Below are 19,958 nucleotides of genomic sequence, written 5' to 3' on the forward strand. Positions count from 1 at the left end.
TCGCGGCGCTCTTCCTCACCACCGAGGCCGTCATCGCCGAGAAGCCCGAGAAGACCCCTGCTGCTCCGGCCGGCATGCCCGGCGGCGGCGACATGGACTTCTAGGCTCCGCCTGGTCGCTGACGCATCAGAAGGCGGTCTGGATCTCTCAGGATCCGGCCGCCTTTTGTTGTGTCCGGATCCGATTACGTTTAGTAGATATTGACTACGGAAAGTAACGACATGAAGTGAACGATTCACCTCACAAAGGAGTAGTTACATGAATTCCCGCACCGCGCGCGTTCTCGGGCTCGGCGCAGTCATCCTGGCGGCGGCTGCCGCGATGACGTTGCCCGCCCAGGCCGATGACGATCACGGCTATCTGGACGAGGCCCTGGAATACGTGGACGTGCCCTACTGCACGGGCTACCTGGAGCTGTACGACCGCGACCTCTGCGCCTCACCGTCGAGGTCGACGTCGTCCGACGAGCGCGGGGACCTGTCGGACGCCTTCGAGGGCGCGTCGCCGTACGCGCGTGGGGACCTGTCGTCGGACGCCCCCGGGGACATCACGCTGTCGGACGACGTGGTGCAGGGGAACGGCTGAACCTCGTCGAGGTCGCACCGGGCGTAGGAAACCCGACGCGGCACCACGACGAAGGCGCCCCGTACGCGAGCGGGGCGCCTTCGCCGCGGTGTTGTGCCGGCCTCAGACGCCGAAGTGCGCGATGACGTGGCCGCGGGCCAGCGTGTTGGCGGTGATGTTGAAGCCCACCACGGCCGGGCTCGCGTCGCTGCCGACGCCCAGCTTGTCGACGCCGAGCGCGTGCACGGTGAAGACGTAGCGGTGGGGGTCGCCGGGCGGGGGAGCGGCGCCGCCGTAGTCTTTGGTGCCGTAGTCGTTGCGGGCGTGGACGGCCCCGGCGGGCAGGCCCTTGAAATCGGGGCCGGTGCCCGCGCCCCTCGGGAGCCCGGCGGTGTCGGCGGGCAGGTCGAACAGCACCCAGTGCCAGAAACCGCTGCCCGTGGGGGCGTCGGGGTCGTGGCAGGTGACGGCGTAGCCGCGGGTGCCCTCCGGGGCGCCCGACCAGCGAAGCTGGGGCGAGAGGTTCCCGCCGGTCATCCCCCAGTCGTTGAAGACGTGGAGGTCGTTCAGCCGCTCGCCGTCCTGGATGTCGTCGCTCTCCACCACGAGCGCGGGGACGGAGGGCAGGTGTTCATGCGGAAGCGGTGCGGGCACGGCATCCTCCTAGGTTGACAGCTCCTTCAGGCCATCCTAGGAGTGGCCGTGCCCGCCTTCCTTCAGGCGCCGAGCTGCGCCGGGAGCGGCCTGTCGTGCAGGACCGTGAGCGAGGTGACCGCTCGGGTCAGGACCACGTACAGGCGGGCCAGGCCGCGCGGCTCGGCCTCGACGATGTCGGCCGGCTCGACGACGATCACGTGGTCGTACTCCAGACCCTTGGCGAGGGTGGCGGGCACGATCAGCAGGCGGTGTTCCTGCGTCGCGTCGGGGTCGAGCACTGCGTGCGGGAGGCCGGACAGCGACTCGGAGACCGCCGCCACCATCGCGTCGGGGACGATGACCCCGATCGAGCCCTCCCTGGCCAGGACCTGCCGGGCGGCCTCGGCGACCGTGCCGCCCGCCCGTACGGTGAGCGAGCCCGCGCCGGGACGCAGGGAGCGCGGGGCCGCGAGCTCGGGGGCGATCGAGGGCAGCAGGCGGGCGGCGTAGTCGAGCACCTCGCGCGGCACGCGGAAGCCGAGCGTCAGCTCGGTCACCTCGCCCTCGTCCTGGCCGAGGTGCTTCAGCACGGTCTCCCACGAGCTGGTGGACCACGGCGTGGTGCCCTGGGCCAGGTCGCCGAGCACGGTGGCCGAGCCGTTGCGGCAGCGCCGGCCGAGCGCCCGGAGCTGCATCTCGGACAGGTCCTGGGCCTCGTCCACGACGAGGTGGCCCAGGGACGGGGTGCGTTCCATGAGGTCGCGCAGCTCGTCGAGGAGCGCGGCGTCGGCGGCTGACCATTTGGCGGATTTCCAGCTCCGATATGGCTTCCGCCAAAGCAGCATTTCTTGCTCGTCAGGCGACAAATCGGATTTGGCGGCCTTTAGGAGGAATTCCGGGTCTGACAGAAGTCGGTGGAGGACCTGTTCGGGCGTCAGTTTCGGCCACACCGTTTCGACGAGCTGTTTGACCGGCTTCGACCGGGCAACGGCGTCCTGGACCCGGTCGTCGGGGGACTCGCCGCGCTGCTCCATCCTGACGAGCACCTGGTGGGCCAGGCGCTGGGCCAGCGCCGCCCGCCCCGGGAGGTAGCGGGTGGTGCCGCGCAGGGACGCCACCATCTCGCGCACCTCGTAGTCGGCCACCCGGAAGCGGTAGGCGCCCTTCGTGAACACCAGGCCCTCCTCGGGCTTGACGATGTGCATCCAGAGCGCCCGTTCGAGCACCGGGGCCATCCTGGCGTCGCCCTTGACCGCGGCGACCATCGGGTCCTCCTCGGCGGCGTGCTCGCCGAGCAGCCCGGCCACCGTGGTCTGGTCGACCTTGACCTCGCCCAGCGCGGGCAGGACGGAGGAGATGTAGGACAGGAACGCCCGGTTGGGCCCCACGATCATCACGCCCGACCTGGCCAGCCGCTCGCGGTGGGTGAACAGCAGATAGGCCGCCCGGTGCAGCCCCACGGCGGTCTTCCCGGTGCCGGGCGCACCCTGGACGCACACGGTCTGGGCCAGCGTCGCGCGGACGATCTCGTCCTGGTCGGGCTGGATGGTGGCCACGATGTCGCGCATCGGGCCGGTGCGCGGGCGTTCGATCTCCTCGGTGAGGATCTTCGACGGGCCGACCTCCGAGCCCTCGCCGAGCGGCTCGTCCTCGAACGCGGTCAGCGCGCCGCCGTGGTAGCCGAAGCGGCGGCGGCGTACGACCCTCATGGGGTCGGCGGGGCTGGCCTGGTAGAACGCGCGGGACACCGGCGCGCGCCAGTCGATGACCAGCGGCCTGCTGGTGCCGTCGTGCACGTGGCGGCGGCCGACGTAGATCGTGACGGGCAGGTCGTCGCCCGCCTCACGGTCGAGCCGGCCGAAGAACAGCGGCGTGTCCGGGTGGTCGGCCAGGGCGGCCACGCGCTGGTCCAGCAGCGACTGGAGGATCTGCTGCGAGACCCAGTCGCCGGCCGCGTCGGCCGACAACGACTGGGCGTGGGCCCGCATCGCCTTGAGAGCGGCCCTGGACTCGGCCAGGTGGGTCTGCTCGGCGGCGAGCACGTCAGAGGGTATGTCGGGAGCGAGTTGGTGTGCGGGCATGCGAAAGCGCCTCCCATGGTCGGAAACGGAGGTGGTCAAGGCAGCGAATCGACTAGTTTAACGGCCACCCTCCGGTGGCTCCAAAGCATTTCCCGAGGCGCGGCGGGGTAAGGACGGAAGGTGGCGCGGCTTCGCTTCGGTTTCTCGCCGATCATCCCCACGGTCGCGAGTTTCCTGCTGGCGGCTCTCTGGGGGTTGTCGGTGTTCGCCGGGTGGGGGCTGGAGGCGTTCTGCGCGGGCGGCGAGCCCCCGACGACGTGCTCCCGGCGCCTCAGTACGGTCTCCGCGGTGTCGGGCCTGTTCGCCGTCCTGGCCGTCTGCTCCACGGTGGCCGCCTGGTTGTTCCCCGCCTTCCGGCACGACCCGCGCACGTTCGGCCGGGTCATGGGCGCGGGGGTCGCCTCGTGGGTCGTCGCCGGGGGAGTGCTGTTCCTCGGCGGCCTGCTGGTGCGCTGACGAACCCGGCAAAATCCGTGACTGGTAGTGAACCTGTGAATACCGAAAAAGTCGGGCATTTCAGGTGCGTTTGTCGGATCATGAGGGTATGTCGCAGGCGGCGTGATAGTACGCAGGTGAGGGGGGTGGTTCGATGTCGACGACCCGTGGAGTCTCGTGGACGTGACGTGACGCCGTGCCTGGCCGCTCAGGAACGAGCGGCCGGGCAATCAACCTCGGCCTTCACACCCCGCCGAGCACGTCGTCGGCGTCGATGATCTGGTAGGCGTACCCCTGCTCGGCCAGGAAACGTTGCCGGTGCGCCGCGAACTCCTGGTCGACGGTGTCCCTGCTGACCACCGTGTAGAACCGGGCGCCGCCGCCGTCGGCCTTGGGCCGCAACACCCGCCCGAGCCGCTGGGCCTCCTCCTGCCGCGACCCGAACGTGCCCGACACCTGGATCGCGATGGCCGCCTCGGGCAGGTCGATGGAGAAGTTGGCCACCTTCGACACCACCAGGACCTGGATCTCCTTGTCGCGGAACGCCTGGTAGAGGCGCTCGCGCTCCTTGACCCTGGTCTCGCCCTTGATGACCGGCGCGTTGAGGTGCTCGCCGAGCTCGTCGAGCTGGTCGATGTACTGGCCGATGACCAGCACCTGCTCGCCCAGATGGCGGCGGACGAGCGCCTCGGTCACGTACGTCTTGGACGGCGTGGTCGCGCAGAAGCGGTAGCGCTCCTCGGACTCGGCCATCGCGTACGCCAGCCGCTCCTCGTCGGTCAGCGTGACCCTGACCTCGACGCAGTCGGCGGGCGCGATCCAGCCCTGGTTCTCCATCTCCTTCCAGGGCGCGTCGTAGCGCTTGGGACCGATGAGCGAGAACACGTCGCCCTCGCGGCCGTCCTCGCGCACGAGCGTCGCGGTCAGGCCCACCCGCCGGCGGGCCTGGAGGTCGGCGGTCATCCTGAAGATCGGCGCGGGCAGCAGGTGGACCTCGTCGTAGACGATCAGGCCCCAGTCGCGCGCGTCGAACAGCTCCAGGTGGCTGTAGACGCCCTTCCGCCTGGTGGTCATCACCTGGTACGTGGCGATGGTGACCGGGCGGATCTCCTTCTTGGTGCCGGAGTACTCGCCGATCTCGTCCTCGGTCAGCGAGGTGCGCTTGAGCAGCTCGGTCTTCCACTGGTGGGCGCTGACCGTGTTGGTCACCATGATCAACGTGGTGGCCTGCGCGTGGGCCATGGCCGCCGCGCCCACGATGGTCTTGCCCGCGCCACAGGGCAGCACGACCACGCCGGAGCCGCCGTGCCAGAAGGCGTCGGCCGCCTCGCGCTGGTAGGGGCGCAGCTCCCAGCCGTCCTGCAGCAGCTTGACGGGGTGGTGCTCGCCGTCGACGTAGCCGGCCAGGTCTTCGGCGGGCCAGCCCAGCTTGAGCAGCGCCTGCTTGACGTTGCCGCGGTCGCTCGGGTGCACGATGACAGAGTCGGCGCCGAGGCGCTCGCCCAGCATCGGCTGGATCTTCTTGGACCGCAACACCTCTTCGAGCACCGCGCGGTCCGTCGAGGTCAGGACCAGGCCGTTGACCGGGTCCTTCTCCAGGCGCAGGCGGCCGTAGCGCGCAATGGTCTCGGCGATGTCGACGAGCAGCGCGTGCGGCACCGGGTAGCGGCTGAAGCCGATCAGCGCGTCGACGACCTGCTCGGCGTCATGGCCGGCGGCCCGCGCGTTCCACAGGGCGAGTGGCGTGACGCGGTAGGTGTGGACGTGTTCGGGCGCGCGTTCGAGCTCGGCGAACGGCGCGATCGCCTTGCGGCACGCGTCGGCCTTCTCGTGGTCGACCTCGAGCAGCAGTGTCTTGTCCGACTGGACGATGAGCGGGCCGTCGTTCACGGACATCCCTTCCTACGGTTGACCCTTATCCAACACACACGAGGGCAGGAACAGTCCCGGAACGGGTAATCGATCAGTCGTCAAGGCGGCCGGTGAGCCCCAGGAAGAGGAAGAGCGCGACGTTCAGGACGAGCCCGCAGCCGAACAACACCCAGCTCCAGAGCAGCAGCGAACGCGCGCTGGCCGGCCGCTCCCGGGCCCGCGTCAGCGCGACCGTGGCGAGGATGCCGCCGGGCAGGCCGAACACGTTGCAGCAGGAGGCGAGGGACAGGAAGTTGAGCACGACCGCGACGATGGCGCTGGTCTGCGGGCCCTCGTCGCGCCGCGGCGGCGGGCCGTAGCCGTAGCCGTACTGCGGAGGCGGTTGTTCGCCGTAGGGCGCTCCGTAGGGCAGGTGGGGGTAACCCGCCGGGTCCTCTTGACTCACGCTCACCTCCAGACACGTCAACGTTTATCACGGAATGCAGACGTGGCTGACCCGGTGCGCGCGCCGGGGCCGGATCGCGTGGGGCCCGTCAGAGCCGGCCGCGCAGCGCCTTCCTGTCGAGCTTGAGCACGCTGGTGACCGGGATCGACTCCACGAACCGCACCTCGCGCGGGTACTTCACCCGCCCGACCCGGTCGCGCGCCCACTCGGCCAGCTCCTCGGCGCTCGCCTCGGCCCCCGGCCTGAGCTGCACGAACGCCACGACCTCCTCGCCCACACGCGGATCGGGACGGCCGACGACGCCGGACATGACCACGTCGGGATGCTGGTTGAGGGCGTCCTCGACGTCGCGGGGGAAGACGTTGAAGCCGCCGCGGATGATCAGGTCCTTCTTCCTGTCCACGATGTAGAGATAGCCGTCGTCGTCCACGCAGCCGATGTCGCCGGTGCGCAGCTCGCCGCCGACCAGCGCGGTGCCCTCGGGGTCGGGCTCGTGCTCGCCCCAGTAGCCGAGCATCAGGGAGTCGCCGGCGACGCAGATCTCGCCGACGTCACCGGCCTCCACCGCCTCGCCCTCGGAGTCGCGGACGGTGATCGTGTAGCCGGCCAGCGGCAGGCCGACGCTGCCGGCCCTGCGCCTGCCCGGCGGGTTGAAGGTGGTGACGGCGCTGGTCTCGGTCAGGCCGTAGCCCTCCAGGATCTGTACGCCGGGCATCCGGCGCTCGAACTCCTCCAGCGCCTCGCGGCCCAGCGGCGCCGCGCCGCAGGTGAGGTAGGCCAGGTCGGGGAGCGGGTGGGACTCCAGCGGCTGGGCGAGGAGCATCTGGATCATGGCGGGGACGACGGTGCCGTACTGGACGTGCTGCTCGGCGGCCAGTTTCAGGAACGCCTCCGGTTCGAACCAGCGCATGAGCACGGCTTGTTGCGGCTCGGTCGCGTGCATGCCGGCCACAGTGATGATCAACCCGTACGCATGCGAAAGCGGCACGGGCACAATTGCACGATTTTTCCCGTCTTGGTGGGACATTGTGTAGGCGTCCTTCGCCACCTGCCACAACCCGTGATGGCTCAGCATGACGCCCTTCGCGGCGCCCGTGGTGCCGCCGGTGTACATGAGCGCGGCCAGGTCGCCGGGGTCCCTGCGAACCCGTCCGTGCTCGGCGGCGCTCTCCAGCCCGGCGGTGTCCACGAAGACGGGGACGTCGGCGGCGGCGGCCCGTACGGTCTCCGCGAGCTCGGGCGAGGTGACGACGGCGGACGCGCCGCTGTCGGCCAGGATGTGCCGCAGTTCCTCGACCCCCACCAGGAAGACCACGGGCGTCACCACCGCGCCCGCCGCCCACAACGCCTGGTAGACGATCGGGACCTCGGGAGAGGTCGCCATCATCACGACCACCCGGTCGCCGGGCCTGATCCCCGCCTCGACGAATCCGCCGCACATCCGGCGCGCGCGTTCGGCGAGTGTGTGGCTGCGGTGCCAGACCCCTTCGTAGAACACAGACTCGTGGTCGTCGAAGCGGTTCCAGGACTCCTCGGCCAGCTGGCCCAGCGTTTGCTCGGTCACATGCACAACCTGAGGGGAGTGGCCGCGCGCAGTCAACCCTGCATGTTCCCGCGACTGGTCTTGACTAAGGATTGTGGCTGATGCTCTCATGCCCGGTAAATGACCCTATTTCAACCTAGAGGATCATTCGAGTTTTCGGGTGGCGCGAAGTCGTGTAATGGTTGGAGAACTAAGATCTCGTGCTGCCTGACCGTTCCCTTCGGTTTTGTTACCGGCTCGTCGCCGAGAGCGATGGAGGACATGATCGACATGTGCGCGCCGGCGGCCATTGCCGCGAGCATCGAGAGGAACACCTGGTCAGAACGGCGGCGACCGAGCGACGCACGCTCACTGCATAAGCCGCGGAAACTCGCCGGACAAAAGGTTCCGGCAAAAACATCTTCCGAAGAAAACTTTCCAGTAAGGCCCGAGGTGACTTCGTGACCGACACGCCTGAACCGGGCGCCGCCGACCTCGACGACAAATCGTTCACGGAGAGCATCATCGCCATCACCGAACAGCTCCGGCCCGTGGCCCACCCGGTCACCCGCGACCTCGACCGGCGCGCGGCCGACACCCTGCTGCGCTCCTACCTGGAGCCCGCCGGCTTCCCCGACGCGGTGCGCCGGCTGTCCGTACGCCACCTGCTCGTACTGGTGGGCGAGGAGGACATGGGCCGGCGGCTCGGGGCCATCGCGTTGTTGTCGCGCATGTCGCTGGCCGAGGGCAGGATCACCGTGCTCTCGCCGGCCGGCAGCGCCGCCGACCTGCTGTCCAGGACCGAGTACGGGCCGGGGCGGGCGTACCTGCTGCACGACTGGATCGCCGGGAGCACCGACCGGACCGAGCTGCTCAACCTGGCCCGCAAGCTCGCCGAGCTGGGCTCGTACCTGGTGATCACCAGGAGCGGCGCCCCCTCGCAGGCGGTCGAGGTCGAACAGCCGTGGCGCGCCCCCGACCCCGGTGACCTGTTCGACCTGTACCTGAGCTCGTTCGGCGGTCGCAGCGTCCCGGCCGGGGCCGCCACCGCCCGGGTCCGCGCGCTGGCGCTGCCCACCCCCGCCGAGGTCGTCCGCCTGGCCACCCGTCTGGTACGCGACGACGAGCCGGTCGGCGAGGAGGTGCCGGCCTGGTTCGACACCAAACCGCCGATGCACGAGGTACGCGCGGTGGCGGCGCTGGTGTTCGCGCACGGGTTGCCCGAGCCGGAGTTCGCCCGCCAGCTCGCCGGGTTCGAGCGGATCTGGCAGGCCCACGAGGCCGGACCGCAGCCGACCGGCGCGCCCCACCCCCTGATCGGTGTCCGCGACGGCGACACCGTCTTCCGCGTGCCGCACCACCGTGCCCAGGTGCTCGGCGAACTCGTCGCCCGGTACGGCTTCTGGTTGTGGCAGCCGCTGCGCGAATGGGTGCGCTCGCTGGCCGGTCAGGAGCCCGGCGTACGGCTGGGGGCGGCCGAAGGGGTGGCGCTGCTGGCCGCCTGCTCGCTCAGGGAGGCGCAGCAGGAGTTCCTGGAGGTGTGGGCCCAGGGCGGGCCGGACGAGCGGCTGGCGGCGGGCTGCGCGTTGTCGTACATGTGCGCCGACGACGCCCTCGCCCCCGAGGCGCTGCGGCTCGCGCTCGCCTGGTCGCGGGACCCGGCGGACCCGCGGGCGGTCGCGGCGGCGGTGGCGTTGTGCGGCGGGTTGTCCCTGCGCTACCCGGCCGACGCGGTGAGCCGTCTGTGGCGGCTGGCCGCCGGCCAGGGGCCCGCTGCCGGGGTGGCCGCCCGCGCGCTCACCCTGCTGGCGGCGCAGGCACGCGAGCGCGACGACGAGCACGCCCGTACGATGCGCCGCCTCACCTCGGAACACTGACCGCCCCGGCAGGGCGGAGTCGTCGTCAGAGGCCGGCGACGCCGGTGATGCGGTGGAGGGCGAAGCGGTGGACGGCCGCCCTGGTCTCGTCGTACGCGGTCAGGTAGCCGCCCTCCATCCGGGCCGGCTCCAGGATGCGCGAGGTGGCGTTGCCTTGGGAGTCGAGGTAGCCGATCCACACCCGTACGCCCTGTTTGATGGCATCTTGGAGGGCCGAGATCGTCGCCGTCGCGGGCCCCCGGGGCACCGCACCGCCAGGGGCGTCGACCGGCTCGCGCCGCGCCAGGTGGGCCGCGTCCCCCGCGCGCAGCGCGCGTACGGCCGCCGACGCGACCTCGGGATCGAGCCCGTTGACCGAGGCCACGGCGCGTACGGGCGCCACCCCCTCGGTACGCCTGCTGTCGAGCTGGGAGATGATCACGTCACCGTCGAGCGACTCGGCGACGGGGGCGTACCCCATGGCCCGCAGCGAGTCGACCAGCGCCGCCCTGGACGAGCGCGAGGCGATCACCGTGGGGGCCAGCCGGCGCAGGCGCAGCGCGGCCGAGCGGCGGTCGGCGGTGATCTGGTCGAGCAGCGCCGGATCGTCGCACCGCACGTACGCGCTCGCCGTGCCCACCCGGATCCGCCCGTGGCGCCGGGCCACGTCGGTCACCAGGTAGGACAGCGCCTGCGGCACCGGCGTGGCCGAATGGCGGGCCAGCATCGCCAGCAGCTCCTCGCCGCCGTGCCCGGCGTCGAGGGCACGCCGGATCGAGCTCTCGCCGAACCGGTAGACGGTCGCGCCGCCCTTGGACTCGACGTCGGCGGTGAGCGTCATCCAGCGGTTGAGCTCGCTGGTCAGCGGCCCGGGGGCGACGGCGGTGAGGTCGGCCTGCAACAACACGTGGTCGACGGGCTCGGGCAGCAGCGGCGCGAGCACCCCCGCAGCGTCGCCGCCCTCCAGCAGCGCCCGCCCGTGGCCGGACAGCGCGCCGAGCCCGGTCATGCCGACCTGCTCGGCCTCGCGCAGCGCGAAGTCGGTGAGCTGCTCGCGCAGCGGCCCGCGCCGGCGCGGCTGCTCCCAGGCCAGGCGTTCGAGCACGGAGTCGCGGGCGGGCGCGAGGCCCGGCGCGGCGGCCAGCACGCCGAGCGCGGCCGTGCGCACCCCAGGGGCGGAGGCCCGGCGCAGGTCGGTGTGCAGGGCGTTGAGCGGCCGGTCGCGGTCGTCGCGCTCGCCGACCAGGCCGGGCACGCGGTCCATGTGCAGCCAGGTCGCCGCGAGCGTCACCCAGCGGTCGGCGGTGGCCCTGACCCGCCAGAGGTCGTAGCCGGAGGTGGGCAGCCACTCGCCGTCGACGCCGCCGCCCGCCGCGATCAGCCCCGCCGCGTGCGCCACCTCGACGACCAGCGCCGCCGCCCATTCGGGCAGGTCCAGCTCGGTCGCGGTGCGCTTCATGTCACGTACGCCGAGCCCGCCGGTGCGCAGCACGCCCGGCGGATCGACGCTCCACCGCTCGCACAGCTCCTCCACGGACCTGACGAACGAGAACGCCTGGCCCGCCGCCGTACGGTCGGCCAGTTCGTGGTCGCGCGCGGTCCCGGCGAGGGCGGGCGGCACGGCCAGCAGGTCACGGTGGACGCGCCCGCCGCGCAGGTGGAGACCCACCTCGCGGGGCAGCGTCACGCTCTCCTCGCCGGTGGCCGCGAGCAGCCCGCGCGCCAGCAGCTCCTCGATCGGCGAACGCGCGGAGGCCACGCGCACCTCGCGCCTGGCGTTGGGCACCCGGCCGGTCGGCGGCCCCCACACGAGCTGGTCGAGCGCGCCCCTGGCCTCGGGCGAGACCGCCTCGACCAGGGCCGCCGGGCTGGCCAGCGCGGCGGCCAGCCGCTCCTTGCCGGGCCCGGAGGAGCCGGGGGCGATGTCGTCGGCCATCTCGTCGAGCTGCTCGGGCGGGTGGTGCCGGAACACCTCGACCGCCCGCGGCCCGAGCCCGGCGGGCTCCTCCAGCACTTTGCGCACGCCCGGCCCGAGGTCGAGCGCGTTGTCGGGGCCGAAGACCAGGGCCAGGTCACGCAGCCGGTCGAGGGCCGCGGAGAGCGCGGGCTCGGGGCGGCCCGCCGCCAGCGCCCGTCCGACGAGGCCGCGCAGCGCCGCCTTCGTCACCGGCCCCTCCTGTACGGCCATCGTCTCGACGACCGCCAGCGTGAACCGGTCGAGCCGGTCGAGCACCCTGCCGATCGCCGAAGGGCTGGCGGCGCGTACGGCCAGACCCTCAAGATGCGCGGGCACCGGAGTGATCAACTCGGGGCGCGCGGAGACGAGCGCCCGAAGCTGTTCGTCGGTGCGCCCCCTGATCCACTCCGTGAACTCCATCGTTGCCATGGTATGTCCCCCCTGATCGGGGCAGCATTGCCAGACGTGATAGAGCGCGCGGACCAACTGGTCCTGAACTACGTCAGCAAGGCGGCCGACGCCGCGCACGGCGTGCTCAGGCCCGACCAGCGGCTCGACTTCGCGCGGCGGCTGCGGGCCGGGATCGAGACCGAGCGGCGGGGACACCAGGACCGTACTCAGGGAGCATCCTCGCGAGCCGGCCGCCGTCGCGCTGCTGGTGCCGTTCGGGTTGCCGGCCGTGGCGATCTTCCGGGTGCCGGCGCTGTTCGGCTACGCGGCCGGCGGCGTGCTGGCCGGCGGGCTCCAGGCGGCCGAGCCGAGGCTGGGGAGCAGGCCGACGGCCAGGCGTACCCAGGCGGCGACGAACTGGTCCTTCTCCGCGTGGCCCGGCATCTCGCCCACGGTCTCCTGGAACAGCCGGTAGTGGACCACCGAGCCGCCGAGCACCGCGGCGATGCCCGTCCAGTCGACCTTGGAGTCGGCGTACTCGGGCTGGGCACGGAACCAGGTGGTGATCGCGTCGAACATGGGCTGGAGCAGCCCCTCGCGCACCACCGCGACCAGCTCGGGGAACTGGCTCAGGTCACGGAAGAACACCCGGGTCAGCTCCGACTCCTCCCGGACCTTGGCCAGGCCCGCCCGGCACACGAGCGACAGGCGCTCCTCCAGGCCGGCGGCGGCCTCCAGGGTGTTCAGCTCGGCCAGGCTCTCGGCGACCTGACTCCTCGTACGGGTGGCATGCTCGTTGATCGCGGCCGCCAGCACCTCGTACTTGGACTTGAAGTGCCTGTAGAGCCCTCCCGCGCCGGGAGAGAGCCCTGAGGCGGCCTCGATCTCGGCCACGGACGTGGCGGAGTAGCCACGCTCGGCGAACAGCCGCAGGGCCTCGTCGATGATCCGCTCACGGGTCGATCTGGTCATGTCTATGCAGATACCTCCGCAATGAGAGTAGTCGTTAGGGCGCGGCACGCTTGATGAGGCTCGCCAACGCCGAACCCGCCACGAGCCACACGACCGCGGCCAGCCCGAGGTTGACGAGCGTGGTCCAGCGCGGGTCGGCGAGCTGGAACAGGTTGGCCAGGCCCAGCGACAACCACGTGGCGAGCGACTCGACGAGCTGGTACCAGGCGTTGGCCGGGTTCGCCCGGAAGACCGTGAACAGGGCATACAGCGCCAGGGCCAGCGCGGCCGTCCTGGACGCGACCCGGACCACGTACGCCACGGACGCCACCACGCGCCGCCAGACCGTGACCGGCGTGCCGCCCGGCCGGGCGGGCCGGTGGGGGCGTGGAGCGGCGGCGACGAGCCGATCCTGTGTGCCGGGTGTCCCGGGGGTCTCTGACACGGACACTCCTCTCCGATAAGTAATTCCTTTCTTCCCATTCCCGGAGTCCCGCAACAAGGGTCGTTACCGCCATCGAAGCGGCGTTTGGCATCCTGCACGGGTGAGTACCTCGGTGGGTTTCGACCTGGACATGACATTGGCCGACACACGATCCGGCATCGCGGCTGTTTACGACGAGCTGTCAAGCCGTTTGGGCCTGCCCATCGACAGCGGGCAGATCATCACCCGGCTGGGGCCGCCGTTGGAGTACGAGCTGGCCAACTGGATGCCGGCCGAGGCCATTCCGGCGGCGGCCACGTTGTTCCGGGAGATCTATCCCGCCGTGGGCGTTCCCGTGCACACCGCGATGGCGGGCGCGTACGAGGCCATCGCCGCCGTACGGGCCCGCGGGGGCCGGGTGATCGTGGTGACGGGCAAGAACCCGCGCGACGCCGCGGGAACCGTCGAACTGCTCGGCCTTGAGGTGGACGAAGTGGTCGGATCGGTGTTCGGCGCCGCCAAGGGATCGGCACTCGCGCGCTTCGGCGCGGCGGCTTATGTTGGTGACCATGTCGCCGACATCGAGGCGGCGCGCGCGGGCGGCGCCATGAGCGTGACCGTCGCGACGGGCCCTTACACGGTGGGAGAGCTGCGTGAGCACGGAGCCGATGTGGCGCTCGGCGACCTGACCGAATTCGCGGACTGGTTCGTCGGATGGCGTACGCGCGACGAACTACGGTAATTGCCGGTATTTTCCCGGTCGCCTCGGCGCGCTTCGGGGCATAACCTACATCCATTCATCCTTTTCGACTGTTTGAACGAGGTCCTCCTGTGCCGAGTGGCAAGGTCAAGTGGTACGACGCCGACAAGGGTTTCGGCTTCCTCACCCGCGACGACGGCGGTGAGGTCTTCGTGCATTCCTCCGCGCTTCCCACAAACGCCGGGCCGCTCAAACCAGGCCAGAAGGTGGAGTTCGGCGTGGCCGAGGGACGCAGGGGCCAGCAGGCGCTGTCGGTCAGGATCCTGGAACAGCCGCCGACCCTGGCCAAGACGAAGCCCAAGGGCAAGCGGAAGAAGCCCGACGAGATGGTCGTCATCGTCGAAGACCTGATCAAGCTGCTCGACGGCGTCTCGACCTCGTACCAGCGGGGCAAGCAGCCCGAGGCGGCGCACGCCAAGAAGATCGCCCAGGTGCTCAGGGCCGTCGCGGACGACCTCGACGCCTAACCGTTGGGGTTCGTCAGGGGTTTGGTGTGGTCGGGGGTCTCGGTCCGTTGCTGATCGGGGGCCTCGGCCCGCTGCCTGGCCAGCTTGGCGTTGGCCGCCCGCACCCGTCCCCGCCGGGTGACCAGCAGCCAGCCGAGGGCGCCGGTCAGCACGACCGCCAGCGCGACGAACCCGGCCAGGGCGCTGCGGGTCAGCGACAACACCAGCCCGACCAGGCCGCCGAACACCCAGGCGAGCTGCAACACCGCCTCCACCACCCCGAACGTGGACGAGCGCACCTCCTCGCCGATCTCCCGCTGCACGATCGCGTCGAGGGCGAGCTTGCCCAGCTCCTGTGCGAACGCCGTGACCAGCGAGACCGCCAGCGCGGCCCACAGGCCGAAGAAGACCGCCGCGGCGATCGTGGTCGCGGCCGTCACCGCCAGCGTGACCAGCACGATCACCTGCGGCGCGTTGTTGCGCGTCCAGTTGGCCACCGCGGCGCCGATCAGGCCGCCCAGTCCGGCCGCGAGCGCGAGCAGCCCGATCGTCTTCGGCACGTCGAAGAACGAGAGGCCCGCCACCGGCTGGGCCAGCCACGGCACCGCCTTGTCCTGGACCAGGAAGAGCAGGAAGAACACCAGGAACCCGGAGAAGATCCGGAGCGCCAGGTTGGCCCAGACCGCCTCGGCCACCGCCGGGCCCACCTTGAGCAGGGTGCGCCAGCGCGGCGCCTCGCCCTCCTCCTCCTGGTCGGGCGAGTCGACGTGCCGCGGCAGCCGTACGGCGAGGACGCCGAGCAGCAGGAAGGCCAGCATCGCCACGCGCAGCACCACCGCGCTGCCCAGCCACGCGGTCAGGCCCGCGCCGGCCGACACCGCCGCCCCCGCCGTCACCAGCGTGAACAGCGCCACCCGCGCGTTGGCCGAGACCAGCGTGATGTCGGCGGGCAACACGCTCGGCATGATCGCCGCCCGCGACACGTTGTACGCCTTCGACAACACCAGCACACCCAGCGCGCCGATGAACAACGTCGGCAGGTCGCCCGCCCCCACGCCGGCGGCCATCGCGAAGCAGAGCAGCCCCCGGCCGAACAGCGTGCCCGCCATCACGTACCGGCGGCCCGACCTGAACCGGTCGAGGATCGGCCCCACGAACGGCGCGAGCAGCCCGAACGGCAACATCGTGATGACCAGGTAGAGCGCGACCGACCCGCGCGCCTCGCCGACCGGCACGCCGAAGAACACCGTGCTGGCCAGGGCGACCGTGACGAGGGCGTCGGCGGCGCTGTTGCCCGCCGACAACTCGATCAGCCGGCCGAGCCCGGTACGCCCCGCGCCGCCCGCGTACGTGAGCCGGCGGGTCGCCCTGCCCACCTTGTGAGCGCCCCTGGCGGTGGCGCGGCCCGCGCGGACGGTGCCGTTGGCGCCGGCCCGGCTCGCGCGCACGCCGGCCCGGCCCGCGCCGGCGATGGCGTGCGCCACCCGCCGCGAGATGTCCCGAGCCTGTTCCCAGCCGCCCCCCACGCCTACCAGTCTTACCCGATTCACCCCTGTTCTCAGCCCCGGATCGGTGGTTATGGGCCTGCCCGGTCCGCCCATGGGTGAGAATGAAGTGTGAGCGAACAGCACCTTCAGGCGGAGGCGGTCCGATGAGCCGCACCCGGGCCCGCGTCCCCGCTCCCGACCAGGCCTGTGTCGCCGCAGTCGATCTGGCGCGCGCCGCGGCGCAGGAGCTGGCGCACCCGGGCGAGCCCGGCGAGCACCTCGGCTTCGAGAGCGAGGGCGACCGGATCGTCACCCATTACTTCGCCTGCCTCGACCGGGCCTATCGCGGCTGGCGGTGGGCCATCACGGTCACCCGCGCCTCGCGCGCGAAGAAGGTCACGGTCAGCGAGGCGGTGCTGCTGCCCGGCGCGGGGGCGCTGCTCGCCCCCGAGTGGCTGCCGTGGAGCGAGCGGCTGCGACCGGGTGACCTGGGCGTCGGCGACCTGCTGCCGACCCCCGACGACGACGACAGGCTCGCGCCCGGTTTCACCGAGCTCGACGAAGACGCCGATCGTCAGATGGTTTTCGAGTACGGCCTGGGTCGAGCCCGTGTGCTCTCGGCCATCGGCAGAGACCGGGCTGCCAGACGCTGGCACGCGGGCGAGCACGGGCCGCATACTCCGATCGCACACGCCGCGCCCGCGCAGTGTTCCACCTGCGGGTTCTACTGGCTGCTCTCCGGTGAGCTGCGGCTGTCGTTCGGCGTCTGCACCAACGAGTACGCCCCCGACGACGGCAGGGTCGTCGCCGCCGACCACGGCTGCGGCGCCCACTCGGAGGCGGCCGTGCTGCCCCCGCCGGCCGAACAGGCCATCCCGATCCTCGACGACCTGGGTTACGACCTGATCGAAGAGGAGGAGGGCTCGGCCGACGCATCCGCTGACGTGTCCGCCGACGACGAGCCCGGCCACTCCTGACGAGGCACGAGCGCGGAACGGCGGTTTCGTCGGTCAGGGGGGCTAACCTACCCTGGCCCCTCTTCACTCGACCAGGATCGTGATCGATGACCGACACCTTTGGCACTGACCGGATGCGAGCCGCCGTCCTCTCCGCGTGGACGGCCTCGCCCGCCCGCTTCCGCGAGGACGCCAACGCCGAGGAGGACTTCGCGCTCGGCGGCTACCGCGACCGGCTGATCGTCGAGCTCGCCCAGAACGCCGCGGACGCGGCGCTGCGCGCGGGGGTGCCAGGGGTGTTGCGGCTGACGTTGCGCGGCGACGTGCTGACGGCCGCCAACACCGGCGCCCCGCTCGACGCGACCGGCGTGGAGGGCCTGTCCACGCTGCGCGTGTCGGGCAAGCGCGACGAGATCGGCGCGGCCGGCAGGTTCGGCGTGGGCTTCGCGGCCGTCGTCTCGGTCTGCGACGAGCCGGCCATCGGCTCGCGCGGCGGCGACGCGGTGCGCTGGTCGCGCGCCGAGACCACCGAGCTGGTCGCCGGCGTCCCCGTGCTGGCCGGTGAGCTGGCCGGTCGGGCGGGCCACGTGCCGCTGCTCCGGCTGCCGTTCGAGGCGCCGCCGCTGGAGGTGCCGGAGGGCTTCGACACGCTCGTCCGGCTGCCGCTGCGCGACGCCGCGGCGGTCGACGCCGTACGCGCGATGCTGGCCGAGACCAGTCCGGCGCTGCTGCTCGGCCTGCCCGCGCTGGAGGCCATCGAGATCGACCTCGACGGCGCCACCCGTACGGTCGTGGCCGACGGCTGGCACGTCGTGTCGGAGTCGGGCGAGTTCACCCCCGACGAGGTCGCCAGGCTGTTCGCCGACCGGCCGACCGAGGAACGGGCCCGTCCCTTCTGGTCGCTGCGCTGGGCGGTGCCCGTCACCGGCACCGGCGAGCCCGGCCCGCTGCCCGCCGCCGTGCCGCCCGTCGTGCACGCGCCGACGCCCAGCGACGAGCCGATCGACCTGCCCGCGCTGCTGATCGCGTCCTTCCCGATGGCCACCGACCGGCGGCACGTCGCCAAGGGGCCACTCACCGACTTCCTGGTCGAGCGGGTGGCCGACGCCTACGTCCGGCTGCTGGGCGAGCTGCCGCGCACGTCCAGGCTGCTCGACCTGGTGCCCTCCCTCATGGGCAAGGGCGAGCTCGACGCCCGCGTCCGGCGGGCCGTGCTCGAACGCCTGCCGTCCGCGCCGCTGCTGCCCGCGCTGTCGGCGCCCGCGCCCGCGGTCCAGACCCCCTCCTTCGCCGAGGCCGAGGTCTACGAGCCCGACGCCGAGTGGCAGGTCGAGCATCCGGCGCGGGAGCCGGAAGGTGACGGCTGGGTGGTGGCGGGCCGGGAGGCGGCCGTCGTGGCCGGCGCGACCGCCGAGCTGCTGACCACCGTGGCCGACTTCGTGCCGGGGCTGCTGCCGGCCGGGTGGCCCGCCAGGCATCCCGCCATGGTCGCCCTGGGCGTGCGCCGGGTCGAGCTGGCCGACGTGGTCGACCTGCTGTCCGGCGAGGCCGTGGAGGCGCGCGAGCCGTCCTGGTGGCGTTCCCTGTACGAGGTGCTGCCCGCCGACGACCCCGAGTCGCTGGGCGCGCTGCCGGTGCCGCTGACCGACGGCCGCCTGGTACGCGGCCCGCGCGGCACGCTCATCCTGACCGACGGCGGGGCCGACCTCGACCTCACCCCGCTCGGGCTGCGCATCGTGCATCCGGAGGCGGCCCATCAGGCGCTGCTCAGGCTGGGCGCCGCCGAGGCCACGCCCCGCACGGTGCTCGAAGACCCGCTGACCAAGGCCGCTGTCGCGCAGTCGCTCGACAGCCCCGACCCCGAGCCGGTCGCGCGGGCCGTGTTGTCGCTGGTGGCGGCGTCCGGGCTGGTCGCCGGCGAGGCGCCGTGGCTGGCCGAGCTGGCGCTGCGCGGCGCTGACGGCGAGCTCTACCCGGCCGGTGAGCTGATGCTCGCCGACGGGGCCCTGGCCGGGCTGCTCGCCCCCGACAGCCACCTCGGGGTGGCCGCGCCCGAGCTGGTGGAGACCTACGGGCCGCGGGTGCTCGCGGCGGCGGGCGTGCTCGACGGGTTCGCCGTGGCGCACGACTCCGACGTGCTGCTCGACCAGGACGACTGCGACCACGACCTCGACGGCGAGGACGAATGGCTCGACCACGTGCTCGACCTGCTGCCCGACCTCGCGGTGCCGCCGGTCGTGGCCGAGTTCGCGGCGGTGCGCGACCTTGAGCTGGTGGCCGACTGGGAGGCCGCGCTCACGCTGCTGACCAGGCCGCCGCTGCGGGCCGCGCTGCACCCGCTGCGGGTCGAGGGCGTGGAGGTGCCCTCCTACACCGCGTGGTGGCTGGCCAACCATCCGGTGCTCGGCGGGCGCAAGCCGCTTGAGCTGCGGCTGCCCGGCGCCGACCCGCTCCTGCACGGCCTCTACGCCGACGCGCCGGCCGGGCTCGACGAGGCCGCGCTGTCGATGCTCGGCGTACGCACCACGCTCGCCGAGCTGCTGGCCGCCCACGGCGGTCCAGAGGAGTTGCTGGAGCTGATGGCCGACCCGGCGATCGAGGTCGACCGGGCGCAGCTCCGGGCGTTGTGGATCGCGCTGGCCGCCGTCGACCCGGCCCGGGTCGAGCCGCCCGCGCGGGTGCGCGCGGTGCTCGGTGGCGACATCGTGGTGGCCGCCGCCGAGGACGCGGTGGTGGTCGAGGCGCCCGACCTGCTCCAGCTCGTCACCGACCGGCCGCTGGTGCTGGCCCCGTACGACCTGGCCGAGGCGCTGACGGAGCTGCTCGACCTGCCGCTGGCCGGTGAGCTGGCGACCGGCGAGGTGACCTCGCAGGGCGAGGTGCGCCAGGTGCCGCCGCAGGTGCGCTCGCTGCTGCCGGCGGCTCCCGAGACGTACGTGGAGCACGAGAAGTTGCTGGTCGACGGGGTCGCCTGCACGTGGCGGTTCTTCGAGGGCGCGGTCCACTGCACCGGCGTCGACGGGCTGGCCCGGGGGCTGGCCTGGGCGACGGGCCAGTGGAACGACCGGCTGGCCGTGGCCGCGCTGCTGCGCGACCCGGAGGCGGTGCCGCTGCTGCTGGCCGAGGCCGACCTGTCCTGAGTCCGGCGGGCCGCCCTCTGGCAGGGGCGGCCCCTC

16 protein-coding genes are annotated in these 19,958 nt (G+C 72.1%); 7 read left to right on the forward strand and 9 right to left on the reverse strand.

What is annotated here, in order from left to right; all coding sequences use genetic code 11:
* Positions 1-258: 258 nt before the first annotated feature.
* On the forward strand, positions 259-585 hold the full coding sequence (locus IEZ27_RS41280; RefSeq protein ID WP_189652245.1) for a hypothetical protein: 327 nt from the start codon (positions 259-261) through the stop codon (positions 583-585).
* 102 nt (positions 586-687) lie between these two features.
* Here IEZ27_RS41280 and IEZ27_RS41285 read toward each other — a convergent pair whose 3' ends face one another.
* Together IEZ27_RS41285 and IEZ27_RS41290 are read right to left on the reverse strand one after the other, a co-directional pair.
* Complete coding sequence (locus IEZ27_RS41285) at positions 688-1,218, reverse strand: YbhB/YbcL family Raf kinase inhibitor-like protein (protein WP_229824801.1); 531 nt, start codon at positions 1,216-1,218, stop codon at positions 688-690.
* Between the two features lie 62 nt (positions 1,219-1,280).
* A complete protein-coding gene (locus IEZ27_RS41290) occupies positions 1,281-3,281 on the reverse strand; it encodes a HelD family protein (RefSeq protein ID WP_189652246.1) in 2,001 nt (666 codons plus the stop codon).
* Between the two features lie 120 nt (positions 3,282-3,401).
* Between IEZ27_RS41290 and IEZ27_RS41295 the strand changes: the two genes are divergently transcribed.
* Positions 3,402-3,737, forward strand: a complete 336-nt coding sequence (locus IEZ27_RS41295; protein WP_189652247.1) for a hypothetical protein — start codon at positions 3,402-3,404, stop codon at positions 3,735-3,737.
* 222 nt (positions 3,738-3,959) lie between these two features.
* Here IEZ27_RS41295 and IEZ27_RS41300 read toward each other — a convergent pair whose 3' ends face one another.
* The 3 genes from IEZ27_RS41300 to IEZ27_RS41310 form a co-directional block, all read right to left on the reverse strand.
* Positions 3,960-5,612 (reverse strand): DNA repair helicase XPB, encoded by a 1,653-nt coding sequence (locus IEZ27_RS41300; protein WP_189652248.1) that lies wholly within the window; start codon positions 5,610-5,612, stop codon positions 3,960-3,962.
* A gap of 67 nt (positions 5,613-5,679) precedes the next feature.
* Positions 5,680-6,033 (reverse strand): hypothetical protein, encoded by a 354-nt coding sequence (locus tag IEZ27_RS41305; RefSeq protein WP_189652249.1) that lies wholly within the window; start codon positions 6,031-6,033, stop codon positions 5,680-5,682.
* An 88-nt stretch (positions 6,034-6,121) separates the two neighbouring features.
* A complete protein-coding gene (locus IEZ27_RS41310) occupies positions 6,122-7,597 on the reverse strand; it encodes an AMP-binding protein (protein WP_229824802.1) in 1,476 nt (491 codons plus the stop codon).
* Positions 7,598-8,016: 419 nt separating this feature from the next.
* Between IEZ27_RS41310 and IEZ27_RS41315 the strand changes: the two genes are divergently transcribed.
* On the forward strand, positions 8,017-9,432 hold the full coding sequence (locus IEZ27_RS41315) for a hypothetical protein (protein ID WP_189652251.1): 1,416 nt from the start codon (positions 8,017-8,019) through the stop codon (positions 9,430-9,432).
* Between the two features lie 25 nt (positions 9,433-9,457).
* Here the strand turns inward: IEZ27_RS41315 and IEZ27_RS41320 are convergent, their stop codons facing one another.
* From IEZ27_RS41320 to IEZ27_RS41330, 3 genes are all read right to left on the reverse strand, one after another.
* Positions 9,458-11,788 carry a helicase-associated domain-containing protein gene (locus tag IEZ27_RS41320; protein WP_189652252.1) on the reverse strand — a complete coding sequence of 777 codons (2,331 nt, stop codon included), beginning with the start codon at positions 11,786-11,788 and terminating at the stop codon, positions 9,458-9,460.
* 291 nt (positions 11,789-12,079) lie between these two features.
* Positions 12,080-12,730 carry a TetR/AcrR family transcriptional regulator gene (locus IEZ27_RS41325; RefSeq protein WP_189652253.1) on the reverse strand — a complete coding sequence of 217 codons (651 nt, stop codon included), beginning with the start codon at positions 12,728-12,730 and terminating at the stop codon, positions 12,080-12,082.
* Between the two features lie 34 nt (positions 12,731-12,764).
* Positions 12,765-13,154 (reverse strand): hypothetical protein, encoded by a 390-nt coding sequence (locus tag IEZ27_RS41330; protein WP_189652254.1) that lies wholly within the window; start codon positions 13,152-13,154, stop codon positions 12,765-12,767.
* 112 nt (positions 13,155-13,266) lie between these two features.
* Here IEZ27_RS41330 and IEZ27_RS41335 point away from each other — a divergent pair, with 112 nt between their 5' ends.
* Positions 13,267-13,875, forward strand: coding sequence for an HAD family hydrolase (locus IEZ27_RS41335; RefSeq protein WP_229824803.1), 609 nt, complete (start codon positions 13,267-13,269; stop codon positions 13,873-13,875).
* Positions 13,876-13,964: 89 nt separating this feature from the next.
* The gene (locus IEZ27_RS41340) at positions 13,965-14,360 is read left to right on the forward strand and encodes a cold-shock protein (RefSeq protein ID WP_125647446.1); all 396 of its coding nucleotides are present in this window, start codon (positions 13,965-13,967) and stop codon (positions 14,358-14,360) included.
* On the opposite strand, the gene IEZ27_RS41345 is transcribed toward IEZ27_RS41340, so the two are convergent.
* Positions 14,357-15,865: an MFS transporter gene (locus IEZ27_RS41345; RefSeq protein WP_189652255.1), complete on the reverse strand. Its 1,509-nt coding sequence runs from the start codon at positions 15,863-15,865 to the stop codon at positions 14,357-14,359. The genes IEZ27_RS41340 and IEZ27_RS41345 overlap by 4 nt on opposite strands.
* Positions 15,866-15,990: 125 nt before the next feature.
* Here IEZ27_RS41345 and IEZ27_RS41350 point away from each other — a divergent pair, with 125 nt between their 5' ends.
* Both IEZ27_RS41350 and IEZ27_RS41355 read left to right on the forward strand, forming a co-directional pair.
* Entirely contained in the window at positions 15,991-16,803 is an 813-nt protein-coding gene (locus IEZ27_RS41350; RefSeq protein ID WP_189652256.1) for a DUF3027 domain-containing protein, read from the forward strand.
* An 86-nt stretch (positions 16,804-16,889) separates the two neighbouring features.
* A complete protein-coding gene (locus IEZ27_RS41355) occupies positions 16,890-19,922 on the forward strand; it encodes a sacsin N-terminal ATP-binding-like domain-containing protein (RefSeq protein ID WP_189652257.1) in 3,033 nt (1,010 codons plus the stop codon).
* Positions 19,923-19,958: the final 36 nt, after the last annotated feature.

Source organism: Nonomuraea spiralis (genome assembly GCF_014648435.1).
GTDB lineage: Bacteria > Actinomycetota > Actinomycetes > Streptosporangiales > Streptosporangiaceae > Nonomuraea > Nonomuraea spiralis.